At 69.3% G+C, this 20452-nt stretch carries 19 protein-coding genes; 9 read left to right on the plus strand and 10 right to left on the minus strand.

Features of this window, described 5'->3' with window-relative positions; genetic code table 11:
• The first annotated feature begins 20 nt into the window (after positions 1-20).
• A complete protein-coding gene (locus J7528_RS15860; protein ID WP_291876270.1) occupies positions 21-1010 on the plus strand; it encodes a P1 family peptidase in 990 nt (329 codons plus the stop codon).
• Here the strand turns inward: J7528_RS15860 and J7528_RS15865 are convergent.
• Both J7528_RS15865 and J7528_RS15870 read right to left on the minus strand, forming a co-directional pair.
• The gene (locus tag J7528_RS15865) at positions 1007-2362 is read right to left on the minus strand and encodes a tetratricopeptide repeat protein (protein WP_291876273.1); all 1356 of its coding nucleotides are present in this window, start codon (positions 2360-2362) and stop codon (positions 1007-1009) included. The genes J7528_RS15860 and J7528_RS15865 overlap by 4 nt on opposite strands.
• Positions 2363-3097: a Crp/Fnr family transcriptional regulator gene (locus J7528_RS15870; RefSeq protein ID WP_291876276.1), complete on the minus strand. Its 735-nt coding sequence runs from the start codon at positions 3095-3097 to the stop codon at positions 2363-2365.
• A 37-nt stretch (positions 3098-3134) separates the two neighbouring features.
• Between J7528_RS15870 and J7528_RS15875 the strand changes: the two genes are divergently transcribed.
• The 6 genes from J7528_RS15875 (at position 3135) to J7528_RS15900 (ending at position 9328) form a co-directional block, all read left to right on the plus strand.
• Positions 3135-5192, plus strand: coding sequence for a TIR domain-containing protein (locus J7528_RS15875; RefSeq protein WP_291876278.1), 2058 nt, complete (start codon positions 3135-3137; stop codon positions 5190-5192).
• Positions 5189-5596 carry a hypothetical protein gene (locus J7528_RS15880; protein ID WP_291876279.1) on the plus strand — a complete coding sequence of 136 codons (408 nt, stop codon included), beginning with the start codon at positions 5189-5191 and terminating at the stop codon, positions 5594-5596. Before J7528_RS15875 ends, J7528_RS15880 begins: the two co-directional genes overlap by 4 nt.
• Before the next feature lie 11 nt (positions 5597-5607).
• Entirely contained in the window at positions 5608-7359 is a 1752-nt protein-coding gene (locus J7528_RS15885) for an adenylate cyclase (protein ID WP_291876280.1), read from the plus strand.
• A gap of 283 nt (positions 7360-7642) precedes the next feature.
• Entirely contained in the window at positions 7643-7873 is a 231-nt protein-coding gene (locus J7528_RS15890) for a hypothetical protein (RefSeq protein ID WP_291876283.1), read from the plus strand.
• Positions 7866-9143: a hypothetical protein gene (locus J7528_RS15895; protein ID WP_291876287.1), complete on the plus strand. Its 1278-nt coding sequence runs from the start codon at positions 7866-7868 to the stop codon at positions 9141-9143. Before J7528_RS15890 ends, J7528_RS15895 begins: the two co-directional genes overlap by 8 nt.
• Before the next feature lie 5 nt (positions 9144-9148).
• Complete coding sequence (locus tag J7528_RS15900) at positions 9149-9328, plus strand: hypothetical protein (RefSeq protein WP_291876289.1); 180 nt, start codon at positions 9149-9151, stop codon at positions 9326-9328.
• Between the two features lie 13 nt (positions 9329-9341).
• Here J7528_RS15900 and J7528_RS15905 read toward each other — a convergent pair whose 3' ends face one another.
• The 3 genes from J7528_RS15905 to J7528_RS15915 all read right to left on the minus strand — a co-directional run bounded on the left by J7528_RS15905 (position 9342) and on the right by J7528_RS15915 (position 11343).
• Positions 9342-9719: a DUF6491 family protein gene (locus tag J7528_RS15905; RefSeq protein ID WP_291876292.1), complete on the minus strand. Its 378-nt coding sequence runs from the start codon at positions 9717-9719 to the stop codon at positions 9342-9344.
• A gap of 74 nt (positions 9720-9793) precedes the next feature.
• A complete protein-coding gene (locus J7528_RS15910; RefSeq protein WP_291876294.1) occupies positions 9794-10390 on the minus strand; it encodes a glutathione S-transferase in 597 nt (198 codons plus the stop codon).
• On the minus strand, positions 10387-11343 hold the full coding sequence (locus J7528_RS15915) for a pyridoxal-phosphate dependent enzyme (RefSeq protein WP_291876296.1): 957 nt from the start codon (positions 11341-11343) through the stop codon (positions 10387-10389). Before J7528_RS15915 ends, J7528_RS15910 begins: the two co-directional genes overlap by 4 nt.
• 101 nt (positions 11344-11444) lie before the next feature.
• Between J7528_RS15915 and J7528_RS15920 the strand changes: the two genes are divergently transcribed.
• A complete protein-coding gene (locus J7528_RS15920) occupies positions 11445-11912 on the plus strand; it encodes an Lrp/AsnC family transcriptional regulator (RefSeq protein WP_291876300.1) in 468 nt (155 codons plus the stop codon).
• Here J7528_RS15920 and nhaA read toward each other — a convergent pair.
• The 5 genes from nhaA to fdxA all read right to left on the minus strand — a co-directional run bounded on the left by nhaA (position 11896) and on the right by fdxA (position 17972).
• Positions 11896-13053 carry a Na+/H+ antiporter NhaA gene (gene nhaA / locus J7528_RS15925; RefSeq protein WP_291876303.1) on the minus strand — a complete coding sequence of 386 codons (1158 nt, stop codon included), beginning with the start codon at positions 13051-13053 and terminating at the stop codon, positions 11896-11898. The two genes, J7528_RS15920 and nhaA, sit on opposite strands and share 17 nt — an antisense overlap.
• Position 13054: 1 nt before the next feature.
• Positions 13055-14332: a DUF5690 family protein gene (locus J7528_RS15930; protein WP_291876304.1), complete on the minus strand. Its 1278-nt coding sequence runs from the start codon at positions 14330-14332 to the stop codon at positions 13055-13057.
• A gap of 89 nt (positions 14333-14421) precedes the next feature.
• Complete coding sequence (locus J7528_RS15935; protein WP_291876307.1) at positions 14422-16581, minus strand: ATP-binding protein; 2160 nt, start codon at positions 16579-16581, stop codon at positions 14422-14424.
• A gap of 195 nt (positions 16582-16776) precedes the next feature.
• Positions 16777-17280, minus strand: a complete 504-nt coding sequence (locus J7528_RS15940) for a CarD family transcriptional regulator (protein WP_024265581.1) — start codon at positions 17278-17280, stop codon at positions 16777-16779.
• 350 nt (positions 17281-17630) lie between these two features.
• A complete protein-coding gene (gene fdxA / locus J7528_RS15945; RefSeq protein WP_291876314.1) occupies positions 17631-17972 on the minus strand; it encodes a ferredoxin FdxA in 342 nt (113 codons plus the stop codon).
• A gap of 265 nt (positions 17973-18237) precedes the next feature.
• On the opposite strand from fdxA, the gene J7528_RS15950 reads away from it, so the two are divergent.
• Positions 18238-20322: an EAL domain-containing protein gene (locus J7528_RS15950; protein WP_291876316.1), complete on the plus strand. Its 2085-nt coding sequence runs from the start codon at positions 18238-18240 to the stop codon at positions 20320-20322.
• Positions 20323-20452 lie beyond the last annotated feature (130 nt).

Genomic DNA, 20452 nt, shown 5'->3' on the forward strand with positions numbered 1-20452 from the left:
ACCTGACGAAGGATATCGCCTTGCTTCGACCCGGACCGCTGAACTTGCTCACCGACGTGCCTGGCCTGACGGTGGGCCACGCCACGGACGAGGCGGTGAAGACGGGCGTCACGGTGGCGCGCTTCCCAGGCGGCTGGACGGCGGCGGTCGATGTGCGCGGCGGTGGGCCCGGCGTGCGGGAGACGGCGGCGCTGTCGCCCGAGAACAGCTTCGCCAAGCTGCACGCCCTGACCCTGAGCGGCGGTTCAGTATTCGGCCTGGCCGCCGCCGACGCGGTGACCACGGCCCTGTCGCAAGCGGGCGAGGGTTTCCAGCTGCGGCCGCAGACCCATCCGACTCCGATCGTCGGCGGGGCGGTGCTCTACGATCTGGCCAATGACGGCGACAAGGCCTGGGGCGACGCGCCGCCCTATCGCCGCCTGGGGCGAGAGGCCTTCGAGGCCCTGGACACGACCTTCGCCCTGGGCGCGGTCGGGGCTGGACGCGGAGCGCGGGCCGGTGTCGTGCAGGGCGGCCTGGGCTCGGCCTCGCTGCACCTGGGCGACGGTCTGGTCGTTGGGGCGCTGGTGGCGGTCAATTCGGTGGGCTCGGTCTACATGCCCGACGGCGAGACCTTCTGGGCCTGGCCGTTCGAGATCGATGGCGAGTTCGGCGGTCGCACGCCTTCGGGGCCAGCGGGCGCGATCGAGCCGTTGCCCGACGGTTCGCGTCTGGCGGGCCTGGGGCGGCTGAACCCCGGCACGAACACCACCCTGGCGGTGGTCGCGGTCAATGCGGACTTAGGCCCCGGCGAGTGCCAGCGGCTGGCGATCATGGCCCAGGACGGCCTCTCCCGCGCGATCCGCCCGGCGCACACGCCGTTCGACGGCGACGTGGTGTTCGCGGCGGCCTCGGGCGCGGTCGCGCTGGGCGAGGAAGGCCGGCAGATCATCCTGGCCCGACTGGGCGCGGCGGCCGGCGACTGCCTGGCGCGAGCGATCGCGCGCGGCGTCCACGCGGCGAACGGCTAGGCGATCCGAGCGCGCGCCTTGGCGGCCTCGTTGGGCAGGCCCAGGCGCTCATAGACATCGGCCAGGGCGCGGTTCAGCGGCACGCCGTCGGGATCGAAACCGCGCCGTAGCTCCAGCGCCTGTTGGGCTTCCGACAGTCGTCCGGCGCGGATCAGGGCGTCCAGGATCAGTTGCTCGAACAGATCGCGTTGGGCATGGCTGCCGCCGATCTCGGCCAGGCGCGGTAGAGCGGCGCGCAGGCCCCGAAGCGCTGTCTCGAAGTCCCCACGCGTGTGCGCGACAAGGCCCTCGGCGGCGGGCAGGGCGACCTCGGCCCATGTCTGACGGACGTGTTCTGGCGCTTCGACCGCCGCCCGGCGCACGGCGGCCAGCAGGGCGTCCGCCTCCGGCCGTCCGGCGCGCGCCAGGCCGTAGAGGTATTGCAGCGTCAGGAACGGCTGCACCGCGTCGTCAGCGCGGACGGCCAAGTGGTTGGCCAGCTCGCTCCAGCGCTCGCCGGCCGCGACCCCGGCCAGCTCCAGTCGCGTCAGCAGCGACACGGCCCCGACCTGATCCTGGGAATAGCCCTTCTCCTGCGCCCAGCAGTGGTCGTCATAGGCGGCCAGCGCATCCTCGAACCGGCCCTGGCTCAGATAGAACAGCGCCAGGTGCCACCACAGGTGCGTGTCCATGAACGAGTTCAGGCCCGTCCAGGTGTCGCGCACGCCCTCCAGGAAGGCCACGCCCTCGGCGATCCGGCCCTTCGTCAGCATCACATGGGCCAGGGCGTGCTGGGCCCAGGGCTCCTTGCGCTTGAGAGCCAACGCCTGGCGGGCGGCGGCCTCGGCCTCATCCAGCAGGTGGCACTGCTCGTAGGCGAAGGCGATCATGCCGTGCAGGTAGGCCACATCCTGCGCATGGGGCAGGACGGCGCTGGCGGCGCGCAGCATGGCCGGGAAGTCGCCGCGGTTGAAGTCGTGATAGTGCCGAAGCTTCAGCACCAAGAGGTCGCGAGGCCAGGTCGCTAGGATCGTATCGGCGATGGCCAGGGCGGCTGGAATGTCGTCCACCGACCAGGCGCTGACGAACTCCACGAAGGCCTGCTCACGCGGATGGGCGCTTTCCGCCGCGATCCGGGCGCGGGCCAGATACGGCGCGGCGCGTTCAACGGCCTCGGGCGCTTCCAGCAAAAGCCACAGCGTGGCGGCATAGGCATTGAGCAGCACGCTGCCAGGATGGGCCTCGGCCGCCGCGATCACGTTCGCCGCGCGGGTCTCGTAGGCCAGAAAGCCGTCGATGAAGTCGTCGATCGCCGCCAGGGCCGTCACCGACGCCGGCCCCAGCGGATTGCCGAAGAGATCGGCCCCCGACACCTAGAGCTCGCCGCCGATCCGCTCGACCTCGTCGGCCAGGGCCGCCAGATCGAGGATCTTCAAGGTCCGGCCACTCTGGCGGACGATGTTCAGGCTGGCCAGGCGGTTCAGTTCGCGCGTCACCGGCTCGCGCTGGCTGCCGACCAGGACGGCCAGCTCGGCATGGGTCGGGCAGGGCTGGATCACCACCTCATTGGCGTCGCCGGCCACGGCCGAGCCCATGCGCAGCAGCTCGATGTCGACGCGGCAGGCCACTGAGACAGCGGTCAGCTCGAACAGGCGGTCGGTCAGGGCGCGAGTCAGGCTGGCCATGTCTTCCAGGAGAGCCCGCATGAAGCGCGGCGACTCCTCGAACAGGCGCAGCACCAGCCGCTGGGGCAGGCGCACCAGCCGCACGTCCTCCAGGGCCACGATATTGACCGAGCGCGGCAGGCCATCGATGGCGGCGATCTCGCCGAAGTAGCCGCCCGGCGGAATGCGGCGATAACCGACCTCGCGCCCCGAGCGGGCATACAGGTTGGCCAGCAGCGCGCCCTCCAGCAGCAGGTAGATGCCGCCGTCCTCGTCGCGGCGCTGCAGGATCATCTCGCCCTTGCCATAGCGCAGGTGCTCGACCTGCGGCCCCAGCGCCTCGATCTCCTCGCGGGTCATGTGGCGGAACAGCTTGTTGGCGCGATAGTCCTCGGGTAGCGCAAACGTTTGTGCACGGGCAGAGGATGGCGGAATCACGGTCATCAGGTACGGTCCTGCACAGTCGTGCTGGGGGCGGCGAATGGAAAATCGACAGCGTTACAAGGCCTTTATCAGCTATAGTCACCATGACCGCCAAGCGGCTGAATGGCTTCATCGCGCTTTGGAGAGTTATCGCGCTCCTCCAAGGTTGTCGGCCAAGAATGGCGCTAGCATCGCGGGTGGTCTGAAGCCGATTTTTCGCGATCGCGACGAACTGAGCGCCGCCGCCGATCTTGGCGAGACCATCCGTGACGCCCTGGATCGCTCCGACGCCCTGATCGTGCTGTGCTCGCCGACGGCGGCGACCTCGCGCTGGGTCGACCAGGAGGTCGCCTACTTCCTCAAGGATCGCGGCCCCGGCGCGGTGCTGTGCGTGATCACCCCGTCGACCCCGGCCGACGCCCAGCTGGACGCGGTGATGCCGCCGGCCCTGCGCGCGGCCCTGCCCGAGGGCGTCGAGCCCTTGGCCGTCGACCTGCGGCCCGACGCTGATGGCAAGCGCCTGGCCCGGCTGAAGATCGCCGCCCGCCTGCTGGACGTCAGCCTGGATCAGCTGGTCCAGCGCGACGCTCGCCGCCGCCTGCGGGTGATGGCCGCCTTTACCGGCCTGGCCGCCGTCGTCACCGTCGGCATGGGCGCCATGACCGTCGCCACCCTCAAATCCCGCCAGATCGCCCGCGAGCAGCGCGACGAGACCGAGGCCCTGGTGGCCTACATGCTGGGCGATTTGCGCGAGCAGCTTGAGCCGGTCGGACGCCTGGACGTGCTGGACGGGGTCAGCGCCAAGGTGCTGGCCTACTACGCCAAGGACCGCAGCGACCGACTGGACGACAAGGCCCTGGCCCAGCGCGCCAAGGCCCAGACCCTGCTGGGCACGATCCGCGAGCAGCGCGCCGACTATGCCGGGGCCCAGGACGCCTTCCGCCAGGCGGCCGCGACGACCCACGCCCTGGTCGAGCGCGATCCGACCAATGGCGAGCGCATCTTCGACGAGGCCCAGAGCGTCTTCTGGCTGGCCTACATGGAATGGCGGCGCGGTGATGTCGCCAACGCCGAGCGCGGGATGAAGCGTTACGACGAGCTGGCCCGAACGTTGGTCAAGCTCGACCCCAGCCGCGCCGACTGGCGGATCGAGGTGGCCTACGCCCAGAACAACCTGGGCACCCTGCTGTTCGAGCAGGGACGGATCGCCGAGGCCCTGACCGCCTTCCGCGCCGCTCTCGTGGTGTTTGACGCCGAACGCGTTCGCGCGCCCACGGACAAGAGCCGCATCGTCGACACCGCCAACACCCACGCCTGGATCGCTGACGCGTTGCTGAAACTGGGGCGCGTGCGCGAGGCGCATGGCGAGCGAAGCGCCGCGACGCGGCTGCTGGCCGACGCCTCGAACAAGAACCCCAACGACAAGCGCCTGACCGCCAAGGCCGTCATGAACCAGTTGGCGATGGGGCGGCTGGAGCTGGACGTCGGCGGCCTGAACGCGGCGAGAGGTCTGCTGGAGGCCGGCGCGCGCAAGCTGCGCGACCTCTCGGCCTTGGACCCGACCAATGCGCGGTGGGGCGAAAGCCTGATTGTCGCTGAGCAGGACCAAATGGACCTGGAAGCCTGGTCGGGCGATCTGGCGCGGGCGCGAGCGCTCCACGCCTCCGCCGGAGCAGGCTTGGCCAAGCTGCACGGCGGCGATCCCAAGCTTTGGCGAACCGAGATGGAGGGTAGGCTGGCCCAGCAGGCGGTGGTGCTGGCGCGGCTGGCCGGCGATCACGCCGCGGAACGTCGTCTGGCTCAGGCCCTGCTGACTGACCTGACGCGCGCGACCGGGACCTCAGGGCAGCAGGTTGAGCGCGATTGCCTGCTCGCTTTTGCTCAGATGGCGGTGGGGCAGCCGGAGGCGGTCATCAAGACCCTCTCGCCGTACGCGGCCCTGCCGCCGGCGAGCCGCGATGTCCTGGCCCGGGCCTATCTCGCCGCCGGTCAGCGCAACCAGGCCGAGAACATTGTGCGCGAGTTGAAAAAACACGGCTACGCACACCCAAGCTTCATTGTTTTTTGGCGAAATTCCCCTGTAGGTGGAATCTTCGGTCGGGAGGCATTGAAATGACGGAACCTACACCCTCTAAAGTTGTCGAGCTGGTCATCGGCTTGGACAGAAACTTCAACTTCATGAACTTCCTGCATCCGGAACGGCCCACGCGGCTGAGCCTGGATCTGAGCGAGCGTTGTGAGCTGGTCTTCACGCTCAGCGATCAACTGATCAACGCCGGCTGGAAGTTCCAGCGTCGTCCGATCGAGTTCGATCGCGACTATGGCGTCAACTTCTCCAGCTTCGTCTGGGTGCCGTATTCGATCGACGGCGGCGATATGCTGCCGCGCGCGCGCTTCAAGGTCATCTACGAAGACGCCCGCATGGGTGAGTACACCTACAGCCTGTTCATGCTGGACAGCCACGACCAGAAGATCGATCTCGATCCCGATATCGACAACGGCTTCGGTCGGGTTCCCTGATCGCGCACGCGGTGTTCGACGGCGACCAGGTCGCCGCGCTGATCCGGCGCGGCGAGATCCTGGCCGCCTACGACATCGCTCGCGCCGCCCTCGAGGCGGGTGAGACCTCGCGTGACGTCGCCTATGCCGCCGTGCTGTGCCTGGCGCGGTCGGGGGCCATCGACTTCGCGCGATCCGAATATGTCCGCCTGGGCCTCGACCGGGCGGACGACTCGGACGCCGTCGCTCTCGGCGCGCGGCTTCTGAAGGACGTGGCGCTGGCCACGCACGGCCCGCGCCGCATCGCCTTCGCCCGCGCCTCGATCCGGCGCTACGAGGCCCTGTTCCAGCGGTTCGGCGGCCTGTACGGCGCCATCAACGCCGCGACCATGACCCTGGTGGCCGGCGACCCCAAAGGCGCCCGCGACCGCGCCGCCGCTGCCTTGGAGATCGCTCCCCCGCCCGGCCTGACCGGCGAGGCCGCCTACTACGAAGCCGCCAGCCGCGCCGAGGCCCGCTTCCTGACCGGCGACGTCTTCGCCGCGCGCGAGACCCTGGCCGCGGCGATGACCTTCGCGCCCCAGGCCTATGCCGCCCACGCCTCGACCCTGCGCCAGCTGGACATGCTGTGCCGCGAAACCGAGGTCGATCCAGCCTGGCTGGCGCCGTTCCGCCCGCCGGTCTGCGCCCACTTCACCGGCCACATCCTGGGACCCGACAAGGACGCGGCGCTGACCGACTGCGCCCTGCGTCGCCAGGTCGACCAACTGCTGAGAGAGCAGCGGGTCGGCTTCGGGTACGGCAGCCTGGCGGCCGGGGCCGACATCGTCTTCGCCGAGGCTCTGCTGGCGTCGGGGGCCGAGCTGCATGTGGTGCTGCCGGTCAGCCGCGCCTCGTTCGCCGAGATCTCGGTGGCCCCGTTCGGCGCCGATTGGATCGGCCGCTTCGACGCCTGCATGGCCCGCGCGACCTCGATCCGCTACGCCTCGCGGGACCCTTACCTGGGCGACGAGCAGGTGTTCGCCTATTCCAGCCAGTTCGCCATGGGCTGCGCGGTGCTGAGGGCCCAGACCCTGTCGACCGAGGCGATCCAGCTGGCGGTCTGGGACGGCCACGAGACGGGCGGGCCGGCCGGGGTGTCCTACGACCTGACCTACTGGGCGCGCAGCGGCCGGCGCCGCGCGGTGGTCTCGGTCGAGCGTCCGGCGCCCGTCCGTCGAACGCCGAGCCACTCGGACGAACCGCCCAAGCGGGCCATGAAGGCGATGCTGTTCGCCGACGTCCAGGGTTTCGGCACGCTGCGCGACGACCAGATCCCGGCCTTCATCGAGACGGTGATGGGCCGCATGGCCAAGGCCGTCGAGTGGCTGGCCGCCCCGCCCACCCATGTCGAGACCTGGGGCGATGGCCTGTTCCTGGTCTTTGACCGCCCGATCGACGCGGCCCTGGCCGCCCTCGCCTTGCTGGAGGGGCACAAGGCGCTGGACCTCAAGGCGCTGGGCCTGCCGCGCGGCCTGGGCCTGCGGGTGGCTGGGCACTACGGGCCGGTGCACCTGCGTCGCCATCCCCTGACCCACGCCCCAGCGGTGATCGGCACGCACGTGGTCGTCGCCGCCCGCATCGAGCCCGACGTCGCCCCCGGCTCGGCCGGGATCAGCGAGGCCCTGGCCGGGGCGCTGGCGACTTTTCATGGCGACGCGGTGGCCTGCGGTTATGTCGGCCGCACCCAGACCCGCAAGGGCTTCCCGGCCACCCCGATCTTCAGCCTCTCGCGCGCGCCTTAGAGAGAGCTGAAACACCCTCAGGGTGAGGCGGCAATCGATTGCTCGCTCAGGAAGTTTTGCAGATCGTTGGTATGCGATCTGCGTCCGGTGTGCAGATCGGCACATCAGAAACCGCAATTTCTCTCCATGGTCCAGCTGTCGACCGCGACGGGGTCCTCCCCGCCGCCGGCCGCGTGAACCGACTAGAGGGTCCGGCCACCCGCCGGTCGGGCCCTTCTTTTCGGAAGGTCATTCGCACGGTCGCGGCCAACCCGCGGCCCCCGCCACGCCAAAGGAGTCGATCATGCTTCTCGAAAAGTCCTTCTCCGAAAGCTCCAATGCGGCCCCCAACGCCGTCCTCAACGCCGCGCCGCCGGTCGATGACGCCGCCGCCCGCCTGCTGCGCCATGTGCTGAAGGTCTGGGCTCGCGAGCAGGGCGTGACCGAGGCCGACGTGCCAGCCTTCATCGACGGCGTCCTCAAGCACGCCACCACCAGCATCCTGGACGGCCGGTTCGGGCGAGCCGGTGCGTAGTCTCAGGCTCTTCGCCGATCGCGGGGGCGATTTCGCCCGGGCGCGGAGCGTGGTCGCCGGCGCAGAGGTCCTGCCCGCGCCGGCGCTGGCTCCGGTCGAACCGCTGTCGGCGCTGGAGACCGAAGCCTGGCGCCTGCTGTGCCTGATGGCCGCCGAGGGCCGCCGTCGCGCAGCGCCCGCCCAGGACATCGCGCGGGTCACTTGGTTTTCCGACCCGTCGCTGCTGAACGCCTGGACCGACTTCGCCGCCGCGGCGCAGGCCTGGGATCTGGGAGGGCGGGGCAAGACCCGCACCCTGGCCGAGGACATTGTCAGCTACGCCAAGGACAGTCCCGAACTCTATCGCCGCCTGGCCGCCTTGATGGCCCCGCTGAAGGCGCGCGCGCCGTCGCTGGAAGAGGCCAGGGCTTGCCAGGCGATCCTGGACACCCTGGCTCGCGCCGCCGAGGAGCGCGGTCGTCGAGCCGGCGCCCTGGGCGAGGCCGTTGCCCCCCTGGCCAAGGCCGCCACGCGCCTGGGCGTGGTGTTCGCCGGCCGCGAGCGCAACCCGCCCGTCCGCATCGTCCTACCCCACGTGCCGGGCCTGTGCCTGGCCTATGACGACCATGGCGAAGCCTGCGCCAGCGACATGGCCATCTTCGACAAGCGTCAGTTCTGGACGCTGGAGCCCAGCGGCGAGGCCTACACCCTGGTCAGCGCCGCCGATCGCAGCCTCGTCCTGATCGTCGACCAGGACGAAGAGCTGATCCCGCTGACCCGCAACCCGCCGCCGTTCACCTTCGCCGACCGAGGGCCACGCCCACGCGTGGCGCGCCGCGAGGCCACGCCGATCGAGGCCGCGCGGTTCCTGGTCTCGGTCTCGCCCGACCTCTATCTGCAGAACGTCAGCTACCAGACCCTGGCCCTGGAATGTCCGGGCGAGGGCGGCTGGCGGCACGGCGCGCCAGTGGTCACGCGGCTGAAGCGAGGGGGCTCGACCCAGCGCTGGGCGTTCGAGCCGCCGCTGCGCTCGCGCCAGGAACTGATCTTCCACGATGTCGTCGCCCCGGCCGCGATCCACGGGCTGGAGGTCGGCGGCCTCAACCGCCTGGCCGACGACTGGGCCGCCGTCGCCGACGACCTGCGGGCCGGCGCCGCCCAGGTCCAGGCCTGCGCCGAGCGCGAGCAGCCGTTCCTGGCCAGCGGCTCGGTGGTCGACGTGCTGGACAGCTGGCGACGCGTGGCCGGCGAGGCGCGCAACGCCTCGACCGACCTGTCGGACGAGGACTAGCGCCGATGCTGGACGCCATCCTCACCGGCCTGCTGGCCGGATCGCCCCTGGTTGTGACCCTGAAGCTGGCCGCCCTGGCCGTCGGCTTCGTCCTGGGCGTGCGGCTGCTGGCCGGCGGCGGCCGCACGGCCGACGATCGTGACCGCTCGCTGCTGGACGCGATCCGCCGGCGCCGACCGAACTAGGGGCGAACTAGGGCTATTTCTTCTTCTCGGCCGCCAGTTCCTCGGGCGTCAGCTTGCGCACGTCGGTCACGGGATAGGTTCGCCGGCCGGTCGTTTCCGGCACGATGATCTCGGCGTCATAGCCCGAGCACACCCACGAGCGGCCGCGCGAATAGATGCCGATGCGCAGCGACCAGTCGATATCCGGCGACGGCGAGAACAGGGTCAGGCGATAGACGGTCTTGGGCGAGATGGTGACGTCGACGGTGCGGTCGTCAATAACGGTGAAGCCGTTGACGTCGTCGGGCCGGAAGCACGAGCTTTTGGTCCGCTCGGGCTTGGCGTCGGCGGCCAGCGCGGGACCGGCGGAGAGCAGCGCCGCCAGTACGATGGATCCGATCAGGACACGCATGATCAAACACTCCTAGAGGCGCCCGCCGCCGGCATCCTCGCGCGCAAGCGTGGCCGGCTCAAGGCTCCTGTGTTTCAGCCATCCAACGTTTCGCCGACCAGGGTCGTTGCCCGCATCGACGGTCGCTGTTCGAAGGCCTGGAGCCAGGCGGAGAGGCGCGGATAGGCGGCCAGGTCATGGACCTCCCGGAAAGCGATCCAGCTGAGCGCCGTGGCGATGGCGATCTCGGCCAGGCCTGGCGTCTCGGCCGGCTGAAAGTGGGCCTCCAGATAGGCGCAGGCGCCGGCGACCTTGGCCAGATGGCCCTCGCCGAGCGGCGGGTAACGCAGGTGTTCGGGGCGGCGCGCAGTTTCCCAGCGGACCAGGATGCCGGCTTCCGAGACCCCATCGGCCACCGCCTGCCAGCGGAGGGCGGCGAGGTCATCGGCGATGCTTCGCGACAGGCCGGCGAGATAGCGGCAGATGACGCCGGAGTCGAAGATCGCCTCGCCTTCATCGGTGATCAGCACCGGGACCTTGCCCAGCGGGTTCAGCGCATGGACCGCGTCGTTGCGCAGGGTGGGGCTGGTCTCGTGGTGGATGACCTCGATGCGATCGGCCAGCCCGGCCTCGTGGGCGAAGACCAGGGCCTTGCGGGCGAACGGCGAGTGGGTCTGGTAGAGCAGCTTCACGCGAGCGGTCCTTCGGTCAGGATGATCAGGGGGCGAGCGTCGGCGGGCGGGGCGGCGGACAGCAGGGCCGCCAAGCCGGCCGCGCCGGAGGGGGTCGTGGGCAGACCCGCGAAGGCCAGGTGGTCGGCGGCTGTCTGGGCGGCCGCGTCCGACACGGCGGCGTACTCGACCTCGCAGCGGGCCAGCACGGCGTGGGCCAGGACCGACGGCGCCTTGCAGTCCAGGCGACCCATCACCGAGTCCGGGCCCTCGACCCGCACCGGCCGTCCCGCTTTGGCGCTGGCGGCCAGGCAAGGCGCGGCCTCGGGCTCGACGATGACGAGGCGCGGCTGCACACGCCAGTTTGCGCGGACCATGTGGGCCATGGCGGCGGCCAGGCCGCCGACGCCGGCTTGCAGATAGACCTCCGTCGGCCAGCGGCCCGAGACCTCGAACACCGCCCGCAGTTCCTCGGCGATGAGGGTGTAGCCCTCCATGACCAAAGCCGGTGGGCGGTCATTCAGAGTGTCGGCGGTGTCGGACAGCAGGATCGCGCCCGTCGTGGCGGCGTCGGCCGCCGCCTCCAGCAGGAGCTCGTCATAGCGGGCGTCGCTGATCACGACCTCGGCTCCGGCCGACTCCAGGCGCGTGACGAACGGCGCCGGTGTGGAGCGCGACAGGTGGATCCGCGCCTTGGCCCCCAGCAGCCGCGCGCCCGTCGCCACCGCATAGCCGTGATTACCGGCGCTGGCGCAGACGAAGGTGGGGATGTCGCCCCGCTCGGCCATCAGGGTCGCCACGGCATGGATGCCGCCGACGGCCTTGAAGGCCGAAAGGCCCATGCGGTCGCGCTCGTCCTTGATCAGGATCGTGGGGCCGGCGGGCTGGCTCAGCGTGCGCAGCGGCGTGGCGGCGAAGCCGGGTAGGGCGGCCAGGGTGCGCAGCGGAGCGGCGGGGTCGGGGTTGAACGTCATGCCGTCAGGCTAGCGAAAATAGTCGCGCTGTTTGTCTCGTCGATCGGCGATCGTTCGACTAAGTTTCCCAAAATTTCGCCTTACGATGAGAGAAATCGATCATGGCCGCCGAGCCGCTCGACCAGGCCGACCGCATCCTGCTGGACCAGCTGCAGACCGACGCCACCCAGGGCATCGACGCCCTGGCCCATGCCTGCGGCCTGTCGGTCGCCTCGGTGCAGCGGCGGCTGAAACGCCTGCGGGTCAGCGGCGCCATCGCCCGCGAGGTCGCGCAGCTGGAGCCGGCGGCCGTGGGTATGCCGATGACCTTCGTGATCATGGTCGAGCTGGAGCGCGAGCGCCGCGAGCAGCTGGCCGACTTCCGCGCCCGGGTCCGCGACGAGCCCCAGGTGCAGCAGGCCTATTACGTGACCGGCGAGAGCGACTTTGCTTTGGTCTGCGTGGCCAAGGACATGGCCGACTTCGAGGCCCTGACCCACCGATTGTTCTTCGAGAACGGCAATGTCCGCCGCTTCCGCACCTCGGTGGTGATGGAGCGGACCAAGGTTGGGCTCAGCGTGCCGGTTTAGCCACCTTCAGGATCGCCATCCCCACCAGGGCCGAGGCCAGCGAGCCGGCCAGGACGCCGATCTTGGTCTCGTCGATCAGGTGCGGATCCTTGAAGGCCAGGGCGCCGATGAACAGGCTCATGGTGAAGCCCACCCCGCACAACACCGCCACACCGTAGAGCTGGCCGAAGCTGGCCCCGCGCGGCAGCCGCGCCCAGCCCAGCTTGATCAGGCCGAAGGCGACGCCGAACACCCCGACCTGCTTGCCGACGAACAGGCCCAGGGCCACGCCCAGCGGCACGGGGTCCAGCAGGGCGGCCAGGCCGACGCCGGCGAACGACAGCCCGGCATTGGCGAAGCCGAAGATCGGGGTGATCACGAAGGCGACCGGCCTGTGCAGGGCGTGCTCCAGCCGGTGCAGCGGCGAGTGGTCGTCGGCCCGGAGCGGGACGGTCAGGGCCAGGGCGACGCCGGCCAGGGTGGCGTGGATGCCGGACTTCAGCACCAGGAACCACAGCACCGCGCCCAGCAGCAGATAGGGCCACAGGCGCAGGACCTTCAGCCGGTTCAGAGCCACTAGGATCGCCAGCACCACGCCCGCGCCGGCCAGGTACGCCAAGTGCAGCTGCGCGGTGTAGAACAGGGCGATGATCACGATGGCCGCCAGGTCGTCCATGATGGCGATGGCGGTCAGGAAGACCTTCAAGCTGGTCGGCACGCGCGGTCCCAGCAGGGCCAGCGCCCCCAGGGCGAAGGCGATGTCGGTGGCCGACGGGATGGCCCAGCCCGCGACGCTGGCCGGATGTCCGGCGTTGAAAGCCAGGTAGATCACCGCCGGCAGGGCCACGCCCCCCAGGGCCGCCGCCCCCGGCAGCAGCACGTCGGCGGGACGCGACAGCTGGCCGTCCAGCACCTCGCGCTTGATCTCCAGACCCACCAGCAGGAAGAACGCCGCCATCAGGCCGTCATTGATCCAGTGCTGGGCGCTGAGCGGGCCGAGGTAGATGTGCAGCGCGCCGAAATAGGCTTCCGCCAGCGGCGAGTTGGCCACGACCAGCGCCAGGGCCGCGGCGACCATCAGCACATAGCCGCCGGCCGCCTCGTCCTTCAGGAACTCGGCCAGCGCCCGGCGCGCGCGCAGGCTGATGGTCTTCAGCGCCACCTCAGAGCGTCCGCAGGAAGCGGTTGGCGAAGAACAGGCCGACTAGACCCAGGCCGCAGGCGATATAGGCGCCGCTGGCCAGGAACTGCCCCCATGCGATGTCCAGCTTGGCGAACGACTTCACCAGCAAGAGCGAGATGCTGCCGATATAGCCGAACGAGTCGGCGACATAGATCAGGAACCCCGCCGTGCCGACCTTGCCGGTGGCGGCGATCATCCGGTCGAACAGCATGGCGTTGAACGGGGTGTAGCCCATATAGAGCCCCGCGCCGGCCAGGATCATCCACCACACCGGCGCCAGCACGCCCAGCTGGTAAGCCAGGGTCGAAGCGCCCAGCAGCACGAAGCCCAGGGCCACGAAGCCGATATTGAAGCCGACGGCCCGGCGGTTGTCCTTGACCCCCATCAGGGCGGCCAGGCCGACCAGCACGATGGCCGCCACCGGCAGCTCCGACAGGGTGAAGATCGCGGCGGCGTTCTTGAAGCCCAGCTCGGCCCAGATCTCGGCCGAGAAGTTGTCGCGGAAGTCGCGCAGGGCGGTCAGGATCACATAGACGGCGATCAGCAGGATCATGGCCGGGGCGTGGGCGGCGAAGAGAGCGATGCGGTCCTGGCGGCTCATCGGCGCGCGCTTGACCCGCTCGGCCTCGTCGGCCGCGCTGGGCGGCGGCAACTGGGCCAGAGCGACGACGGCGATCAGCATCAGCGGCGCGAACACCAGGCCCGAGACCGCCGGCATCCACTTTTCGTCGACGTTCGACAGCAGCAGCATCTTGCCGACCGACTTGGCCACGCCCGACGACAGGATGAAGCTGGCGCACAGCATGGCGCCCAGCACCTCGGTCAGCCGGCGGCCTTCCAGGAAGCCGAAGACGAGGCCCCAGATCATCCCGAGACACAGCCCATTCAGATACATCGCCATCGGCCCGATCACCGTCGGCAGGGTCCCGAACAGCAGCAGCGACATCTCAGCCCCGAAGATCAGGGTCAGGATGCTCATGGCCCGCTTGCTGCCCGGCATCTCGGAGATCACCTTGACCCCGATGAACTTGGCCGTCGCGTAGCCGGCGACCTGGGCGATGACGAGGGCGATCTTGAAGTCGAAGGCGAACGGCCAGCCGTCGGGGTGGCTGAAGGCGGCGGCCGTGAACGGCTTGCGATAGCCGAACATGGCGAAATAGACGGCGAAGGACGACAGGCCGCCATACAGGGCGAACAGCCAGGGCGGGGCCGTGGTCAGGAAGCGGGTCACCGCGCCCTGTTTGGCGGTCTCTTGCATGCAGGTTCCCCAAGGAGCGCCAAAGTGTGACCTTCAGCTAGCCCGCTTCGTTCGATGGGGGCAACGAAAGTCGGACCTTGGGCGGCCCCTTAGGCGGCTCGGGCGCCGCCGATGACCACGTTCCAGAGCCGTTCGCGGTCGATCGGCTTGGCCAGGTGCGCGTCGGCGCCGGCGGCCAGGGCGGCCAGCTGGTGCTCGGGTCCGACATTGGCGGTCAGCATGACGATCGGGGTGCGACCCTCGCCCCGCGCGGCCTCGATGTCGCGGAAGCGCCGGGTGGCGGCCAGGCCGTCGACACGGGGCATCTGCATGTCCATCAGCACGAGGTCGAAGCGGTCGCCCTCGAAGGCCTCGATGCCCTCCTGGCCGTCGCAGGCCATGACCAGCTCCACGCCCAGCGGGGCCAGCAGCAGCTCGACGACGGCGCGATTGACCTCGTGGTCCTCGACCAGCAGCACCCGGGCGGGGCGCCCAGTGGAATCTGAGTGCAGCGCGTTGGTGGCGAGCGGGGCGGCGGCGGTCGCCACCCGCAACGGTACGGTGAAGCGGAACAGGCTGCCGACGCCGCGCTTGGACCGCGCCTCCAGCGTCCCGCCCAGCAGCTCGACGATCGCCTTGCAGATCGGTAGGCCCAGGCCCCCGCCGCCATAGCGCCGCGACAGCGAACCGTCGGCCTGGGTGAAGGGCTGCAGCAGCTTGGGCAGCAGGGCCTCGTCGAAGCCGACGCCGGTGTCGCGCACCTCGACCGTCAGGCTGCGGGTCGTGGGCGTGGCGGTGGGCAGGGTGGCGATCGAGACCACGACCTCGCCGTCTTCCGTGAACTTCACCGCATTGGCGGCCAGATTGCCGACCACCTGGGCCAGACGGGCCGGGTCGCCCTCGAAGCGGCCTTCGGTCTGGGCGTTGAGGTCCAGGCGCAGGACCAGGCCCTTTTCGGCGGCGCGGGCGCGCAGCGGGGCGATGGCGTCCTCGATGGTCTCGACCAGGTCGAAGTCGGCCAGCTCCAGCTTCAGGTCGCCGGCGTCCAGACTGGCCACGTCCAGGATGTCCGACATCAGCCGCTCGACATCGCGGCCCGAGGCGCGGATCAGGTCGACCATGCGCCGTTGCTCGGGGCTGAGCGGCGTCTGGGACAGGGCGCTGCCGGTCCCGATCACCCCGTTCAGCGGCGTGCGGATTTCGTGGCTGACATTGGCCAGGAACACCGACTTGGCGCGGTCGGCGGCGGCGGCGTCCTGTTCCAGCTGGGCGCGCTCCAGCTGGCTCTCGCGGAAGGCCAGGACGGTCTCGGCGATGCGGCCGAACTCGTTCTTCTGGTCCAGGTGCGGGACTTCTACGTCCAGGTCGCCGGCGATCAGCCGCGACATCGCCGCGATCAGTCCATCGATCCGCCGGGTGATGCCCAGGTGAATGGCGAAGGCCAACCCTAGAGCGCCAGCCACCGAGACCGCCACGATCAGCAGGCTGACCCCGAAGCGGATGACCAGCAGGTCCAGCTCCTGCTTGACCGAGGCGTGCAGTTGGCGAGCGCCGACGTCCCAGGCCGCGGTCGCCGCCGCGCGCAGGCGGGCCAGGTCCGGCGGCGCGCCGGCGGCCACGGTCTCGCGCTGGGAGAGGGCGTCGGCGCGGGCCAGGTTCAGCGCCGTGCGGCGCGCGCTCAGCAGGGCGGCGACCTCGGGATCGTGATGGTTGGCGGCCGCCTTGATCAGCGACTGGTCCAGGATCTCGGCCTGGGCGTTCAGCCGCTCATAGGCCGAGAACACCCGCTGGCGGCGGCCGCTCATCTCGTCCGGCAGGGCGCCGACCTGGTCCAGGCGCGCGATCGCCGTCCACAGGTTGGGCAGGCCGACGGCGGTGCTGTCGCCTAGATAGAAACGGGCCAGGTCGCGGTCCAGGGTCAGGTTCGAGGCGTCGGCGATCGCGCCGATCAGCACCGCCCCGGCTTCGGCGCGGTTGTCGGGCTGGGCCACGGCGAAGGCGTGCAGCGGATCGACGACGCCCAGCCCGGCGGCGGGCTCTTCCAGGGCCTGGAGCGGGTGACGGGCAGGGCCGACCACGGCGGGCCAGACCTGGCGCAGCAGCACCGCGCCGCGCACCTCGCGCTCGGTGAAGGCGATGTCGCGCACGGCGTAGACCGTCAGGGTCGACAGCAGGATGGCCAGCGGGACCAGGAACAGGACCGTCAGCAGGCTCAGGCGCTGGGCAAGGGTCGTGGCGCCGTCGAAGCGCTTCAGGGGGCGAAGCTGCACGGGGTCTCCGCACTGCGCATCGCCCTCGACCCCCGCCCCCCGGCAGGCGTCCGTGCGACCGCACGGGCATATGAGGGCGGAACGCGGCGGGGAGCAAGCGTGGCCGGTTGGGCGGCCGGCCGCGCGCCTCGTCCAAACAAAAACGCCCTCCGCTGAGCGGAGGGCGTCTTCGTATTCGCGAAAGCCTGGAAGGGCCTAAGCCGCCTTGACCAGCGACTTGGTCAGGATGCCGATGGCGGCTTCGCGGTCGATGCGCTCGATGGCGGCGACTTCGCGGGCCATGCGGTCCAGGGCCGATTCATACAGCTGGCGTTCCGAGTAGGACTGTTCCGGCTGGTTCTCGGCGCGGTGCAGGTCGCGGACCACTTCGGCGATCGAGATCAGGTCGCCCGAGTTGATCTTGGCTTCGTATTCCTGGGCGCGACGCGACCACATGGTGCGCTTCACGCGGGCGCGGCCCTTCAGGGTCGTCAGGGCCTGCGAGACGGTGCCGCCTTCCGCCAGCGGGCGCAGGCCGGCCGTCTTGGCCTTCTTGGTCGGGACGCGCAGCGTCATTTTTTCATGGTCGAAAGTGATGACGTAGACTTCGAGCGACATGCCGGCCACTTCCTGGGTCTCGATCGCCTGAATGCTGCCCACGCCGTGCGCGGGATAAACCACGTGATCGCCGACCGAGAATTCCAGACCAGTCTTGCTCATGTTCGTCCTCATGTATGCGGGCCCTCGAGCCCGAACGCCGTGATCCGCCCCAAATCAAAAACGACAGGTTCTTGCTCCGCGGAATGGGATGCGCGGGGCCAAGCCTGTCAGGATTTGGAATAGATCTCTAAGACACCCTTCGCCTTCGATCGGGCGAGCCGGTTCAAATGGGTTTATTGAAACGGCTTCTTCGACAAGACGGACGGTCGCGAATAGCCGCAGCCGTCACGTCGAGGGCGACAATAGCATAAAATTCAGCCCTATGAAAGGGTTGCGTCCCGGCATGCGGGACGAACCGTCAAGCTTTCGCGGGCCGACGTCTTTTCAGGCTTGAGAAATCGAAGCGGGGCTTAAGAGCCCTTGCCCGGCTTTTCGCTGAAGTACTTTTCGAACTTGCCGGTCTCGCGCTCGAATTCCTCGCGGTCGGCGGGCGGCTCGCCCTTCACCGTGATGTTCGGCCAGACCTTGGCGTAGTCGGCGTTGATCTTCAGCCACTTGCCGTCGGCCTCGTCCTCGGTGTCGGGCTTGATGGCGTCGATCGGGCACTCCGGCTCGCAGACGCCGCAGTCGATGCATTCGTCCGGATTGATGACGAGGAAGTTCTCGCCTTCATAGAAGCAATCGACCGGGCACACCTCCACGCAGTCCATGAACTTGCAGCGGACGCAGGCGTCGGTGACGATGTAGGTCATCGAAAACTCGGATGAGGTCGGACGGAGTTAGGCGCGGGCGTTTTCGAAGCCTGCGGCCCTCTTGTCAATGCGGCTTGGCCGCACGCGGTCCCAGGAATTCTCAAGGCGTGGCCAGGGCGCGACGACTTTCTGCATGCGCTCGCGCGTTGTGCAGGGGCGCCGCGCGGCATCGCGTCATCTCGACGCAAACCATTTCTTATTGAACGAACGTGATTATGCGGACCGGGAAACGCCCAATAAAAACAAAGTCGGAAAGCCGACAAATATGAAGATTGAAGCCTTGGCTATCCAACCCACGCTGGAAGCCGATACCGCCACACGCGCCCTGACCAGGGCGCGTGCGCGCGCATTCGGTGAGTTCGTCCGCGAGATTCCCTTCGCCGCGGCCTTGCTGGACCGTGACCTGACCCTGGTCGCCGTCAGCCGCGAATGGGCGCAGCAGGGGATCGCCGCGGGCGTGGGCATCGGCGACGACGCCGGGGCAGGCGGGCTGGTCGCGCCCGAGGACGCCGGCGTGCTCTTCGCCTGCGCCGAGGAAGGCGTGCCGTTCTCGCGCTACCTACCGACGCTGGACGCCCAGGGCGTGCAGCATGTGTGGCGCACGGAATTCAGCGCCTGCCAGGATGCGGGCGAAATCTATGCGGTGATGATCACCGCCCGCGACGTCACCGGCTATGCCGAGAGTGTCCTGCGCGCCGAGCGCGACCAGCAGCGCTTGAAGATGGCGCTGGAGCTGGATGACCTGTTGGTCCGCGAATACGATCTGCGCACGCGCGAGATCTATTTCTCGGGCACAGCGCCCGAGCTGCAGAAGTGGTGCCTGTTCGACGAGGACCCGCTGGAGATCGTCCATCCCGACGACCGCCAGCGCTGCGCCGACGCCGTGGCCACCCGCAAGCTGGGGGAGGCGCGGGTCTTCGAGTTCAAGCTGAACCGCGACGACGGGGTCGAGACCTGGGTCCGCTCGGTCGGCAAGGTGTTCGTAGGCGCCGACGGCAAGCCCGAGAAGCTGGTCAACCTGTTCAAGGACATCACCGACCGCCGCCGCCAGACCGAGGCGATCGAGACCCTGGCCTTCAAGGACCCTCTGACGGGCCTGCCCAACCGCGCCCTGTTCCAGCACCGCTTCCAGGAGGCGGTGACGGCGTCCGAGACCCTGGGCGAGATGTTCGGCCTGATCATGATCGACGTCGATCACTTCAAGGACATCAATGACAGCCTGGGCCATGACGCAGGCGATGCTCTGCTGAAGCGCCTGGCCGGCATGTTGCAGCACGCCTTCCGCAGCAACGACACCGTGGCCCGCCTGGGTGGCGACGAGTTCGCGGTGATCCTGCGCGGCCTGTATGGCGAGGCCGATATGCTGCGGCCGATCGGCAAGCTGCAGGACCTGCTGCGCCAGCCCATCGAGCATGGCGGCCGCAGCTTCACCGCCAGCGCCAGCATCGGCGCCGCTCTGCACGGCGATCCGGACGCCGACCCGGCCCACATGATCAAGAACGCCGACATCGCGCTGTACCGCGCCAAGGAGGCCGGCCGGAACCGCAGCATCGTGTTCGAGCCGTCGATGCGGTCCGAGGTCGAGCAGCGGCTGGAGCTGCTGCGCGACGTGCGCATGGCCCTGGCCGACAACGAGTTCACCCTGTTCTACCAGCCGGTGGTCGACATCCGCGAGAACAAGGTCGCCGGCTTCGAGGCCCTGATGCGCTGGGTCCACCCCGAGCAGGGCGTGCTGACCCCGGCCCGCTTCATGCCGGCCTTCGAGGACCAGGATCTCTCCCTGAAGCTGGGCGACGTGGCCTTCGAGGCGGCGCTGCGCCAGATGCGCGAATGGCTGGACGCCGGTGTCGACTTCGGCCGCGTCGCCGTCAACATCAGCTCGGCCCAGTTCCGCTCCGGACGCCTGGCCGAAGAGATCCAGGAGCGCCTGGCCCGCTGGAACGTGCCGTGCGAACGGCTGACCATCGAGGTCACCGAGAACGTCTATATGGGCTGGGGCTCGGACTTGGTCAGCGACACCGTCCGCCGCCTGCACGAGGCGGGCGTGATGATCGCCCTGGACGACTTCGGCACCGGATATGCCTCGCTGGCCAACCTGCGCCAGTTCCCGATCGACCGCCTGAAGATCGACAAGTCCTTCGTCCAGAACACTGAGGACGAGGCCATCGTGAAGGCGGTCATCACCCTGGGCACCTCCATGGGCATGAAGGTGGTGGCCGAAGGGGTCGAGGACGCCGAGCAACTGAAGGCCCTGGAGCACTACGGCTGCGACCAGGTGCAGGGCTACCATTTCGGCCGTCCGATGCCGGCCGACGCGGTGGCGGGCTTCCTGAAGGGCTTTGGGGGCTAGCGTCAGCCCTTAGTGGCCTGCGACGCCGCCCATCGTGTAGCGTCGGCCCATGACACTGACGGTGCGCAAAGTGCTGCGGCGATCCCGCGGCTTCGTGGGGCGGTCCATCTGGGTGATGGTCGCCATCGTG

The sequence above is a fragment of the Caulobacter sp. genome (assembly GCF_017744445.1).
Classification (GTDB): Bacteria; Pseudomonadota; Alphaproteobacteria; order Caulobacterales; family Caulobacteraceae; genus Caulobacter.

Excerpts from the sequence above, each read along its gene's own strand:
- J7528_RS15875 (WP_291876278.1), top strand. The coding sequence starts at position 3,135 with ATGGAAAATCGACAGCGTTACAAGGCCTTTATCAGCTATAGTCACCAT.
- J7528_RS15890 (WP_291876283.1), top strand. The coding sequence starts at position 7,643 with ATGCTTCTCGAAAAGTCCTTCTCCGAAAGCTCCAATGCGGCCCCCAAC.
- J7528_RS15900 (WP_291876289.1), top strand. The coding sequence starts at position 9,149 with ATGCTGGACGCCATCCTCACCGGCCTGCTGGCCGGATCGCCCCTGGTT.
- fdxA (WP_291876314.1), bottom strand. The coding sequence starts at position 17,972 with ATGACCTACATCGTCACCGACGCCTGCGTCCGCTGCAAGTTCATGGAC.
- J7528_RS15940 (WP_024265581.1), bottom strand. The coding sequence starts at position 17,280 with ATGAGCAAGACTGGTCTGGAATTCTCGGTCGGCGATCACGTGGTTTAT.
- J7528_RS15920 (WP_291876300.1), top strand. The coding sequence starts at position 11,445 with ATGGCCGCCGAGCCGCTCGACCAGGCCGACCGCATCCTGCTGGACCAG.
- J7528_RS15950 (WP_291876316.1), top strand. The coding sequence starts at position 18,238 with ATGAAGATTGAAGCCTTGGCTATCCAACCCACGCTGGAAGCCGATACC.
- J7528_RS15930 (WP_291876304.1), bottom strand. The coding sequence starts at position 14,332 with ATGCAAGAGACCGCCAAACAGGGCGCGGTGACCCGCTTCCTGACCACG.
- J7528_RS15870 (WP_291876276.1), bottom strand. The coding sequence starts at position 3,097 with ATGACCGTGATTCCGCCATCCTCTGCCCGTGCACAAACGTTTGCGCTA.
- J7528_RS15905 (WP_291876292.1), bottom strand. The coding sequence starts at position 9,719 with ATGCGTGTCCTGATCGGATCCATCGTACTGGCGGCGCTGCTCTCCGCC.
- J7528_RS15880 (WP_291876279.1), top strand. The coding sequence starts at position 5,189 with ATGACGGAACCTACACCCTCTAAAGTTGTCGAGCTGGTCATCGGCTTG.
- J7528_RS15915 (WP_291876296.1), bottom strand. The coding sequence starts at position 11,343 with ATGACGTTCAACCCCGACCCCGCCGCTCCGCTGCGCACCCTGGCCGCC.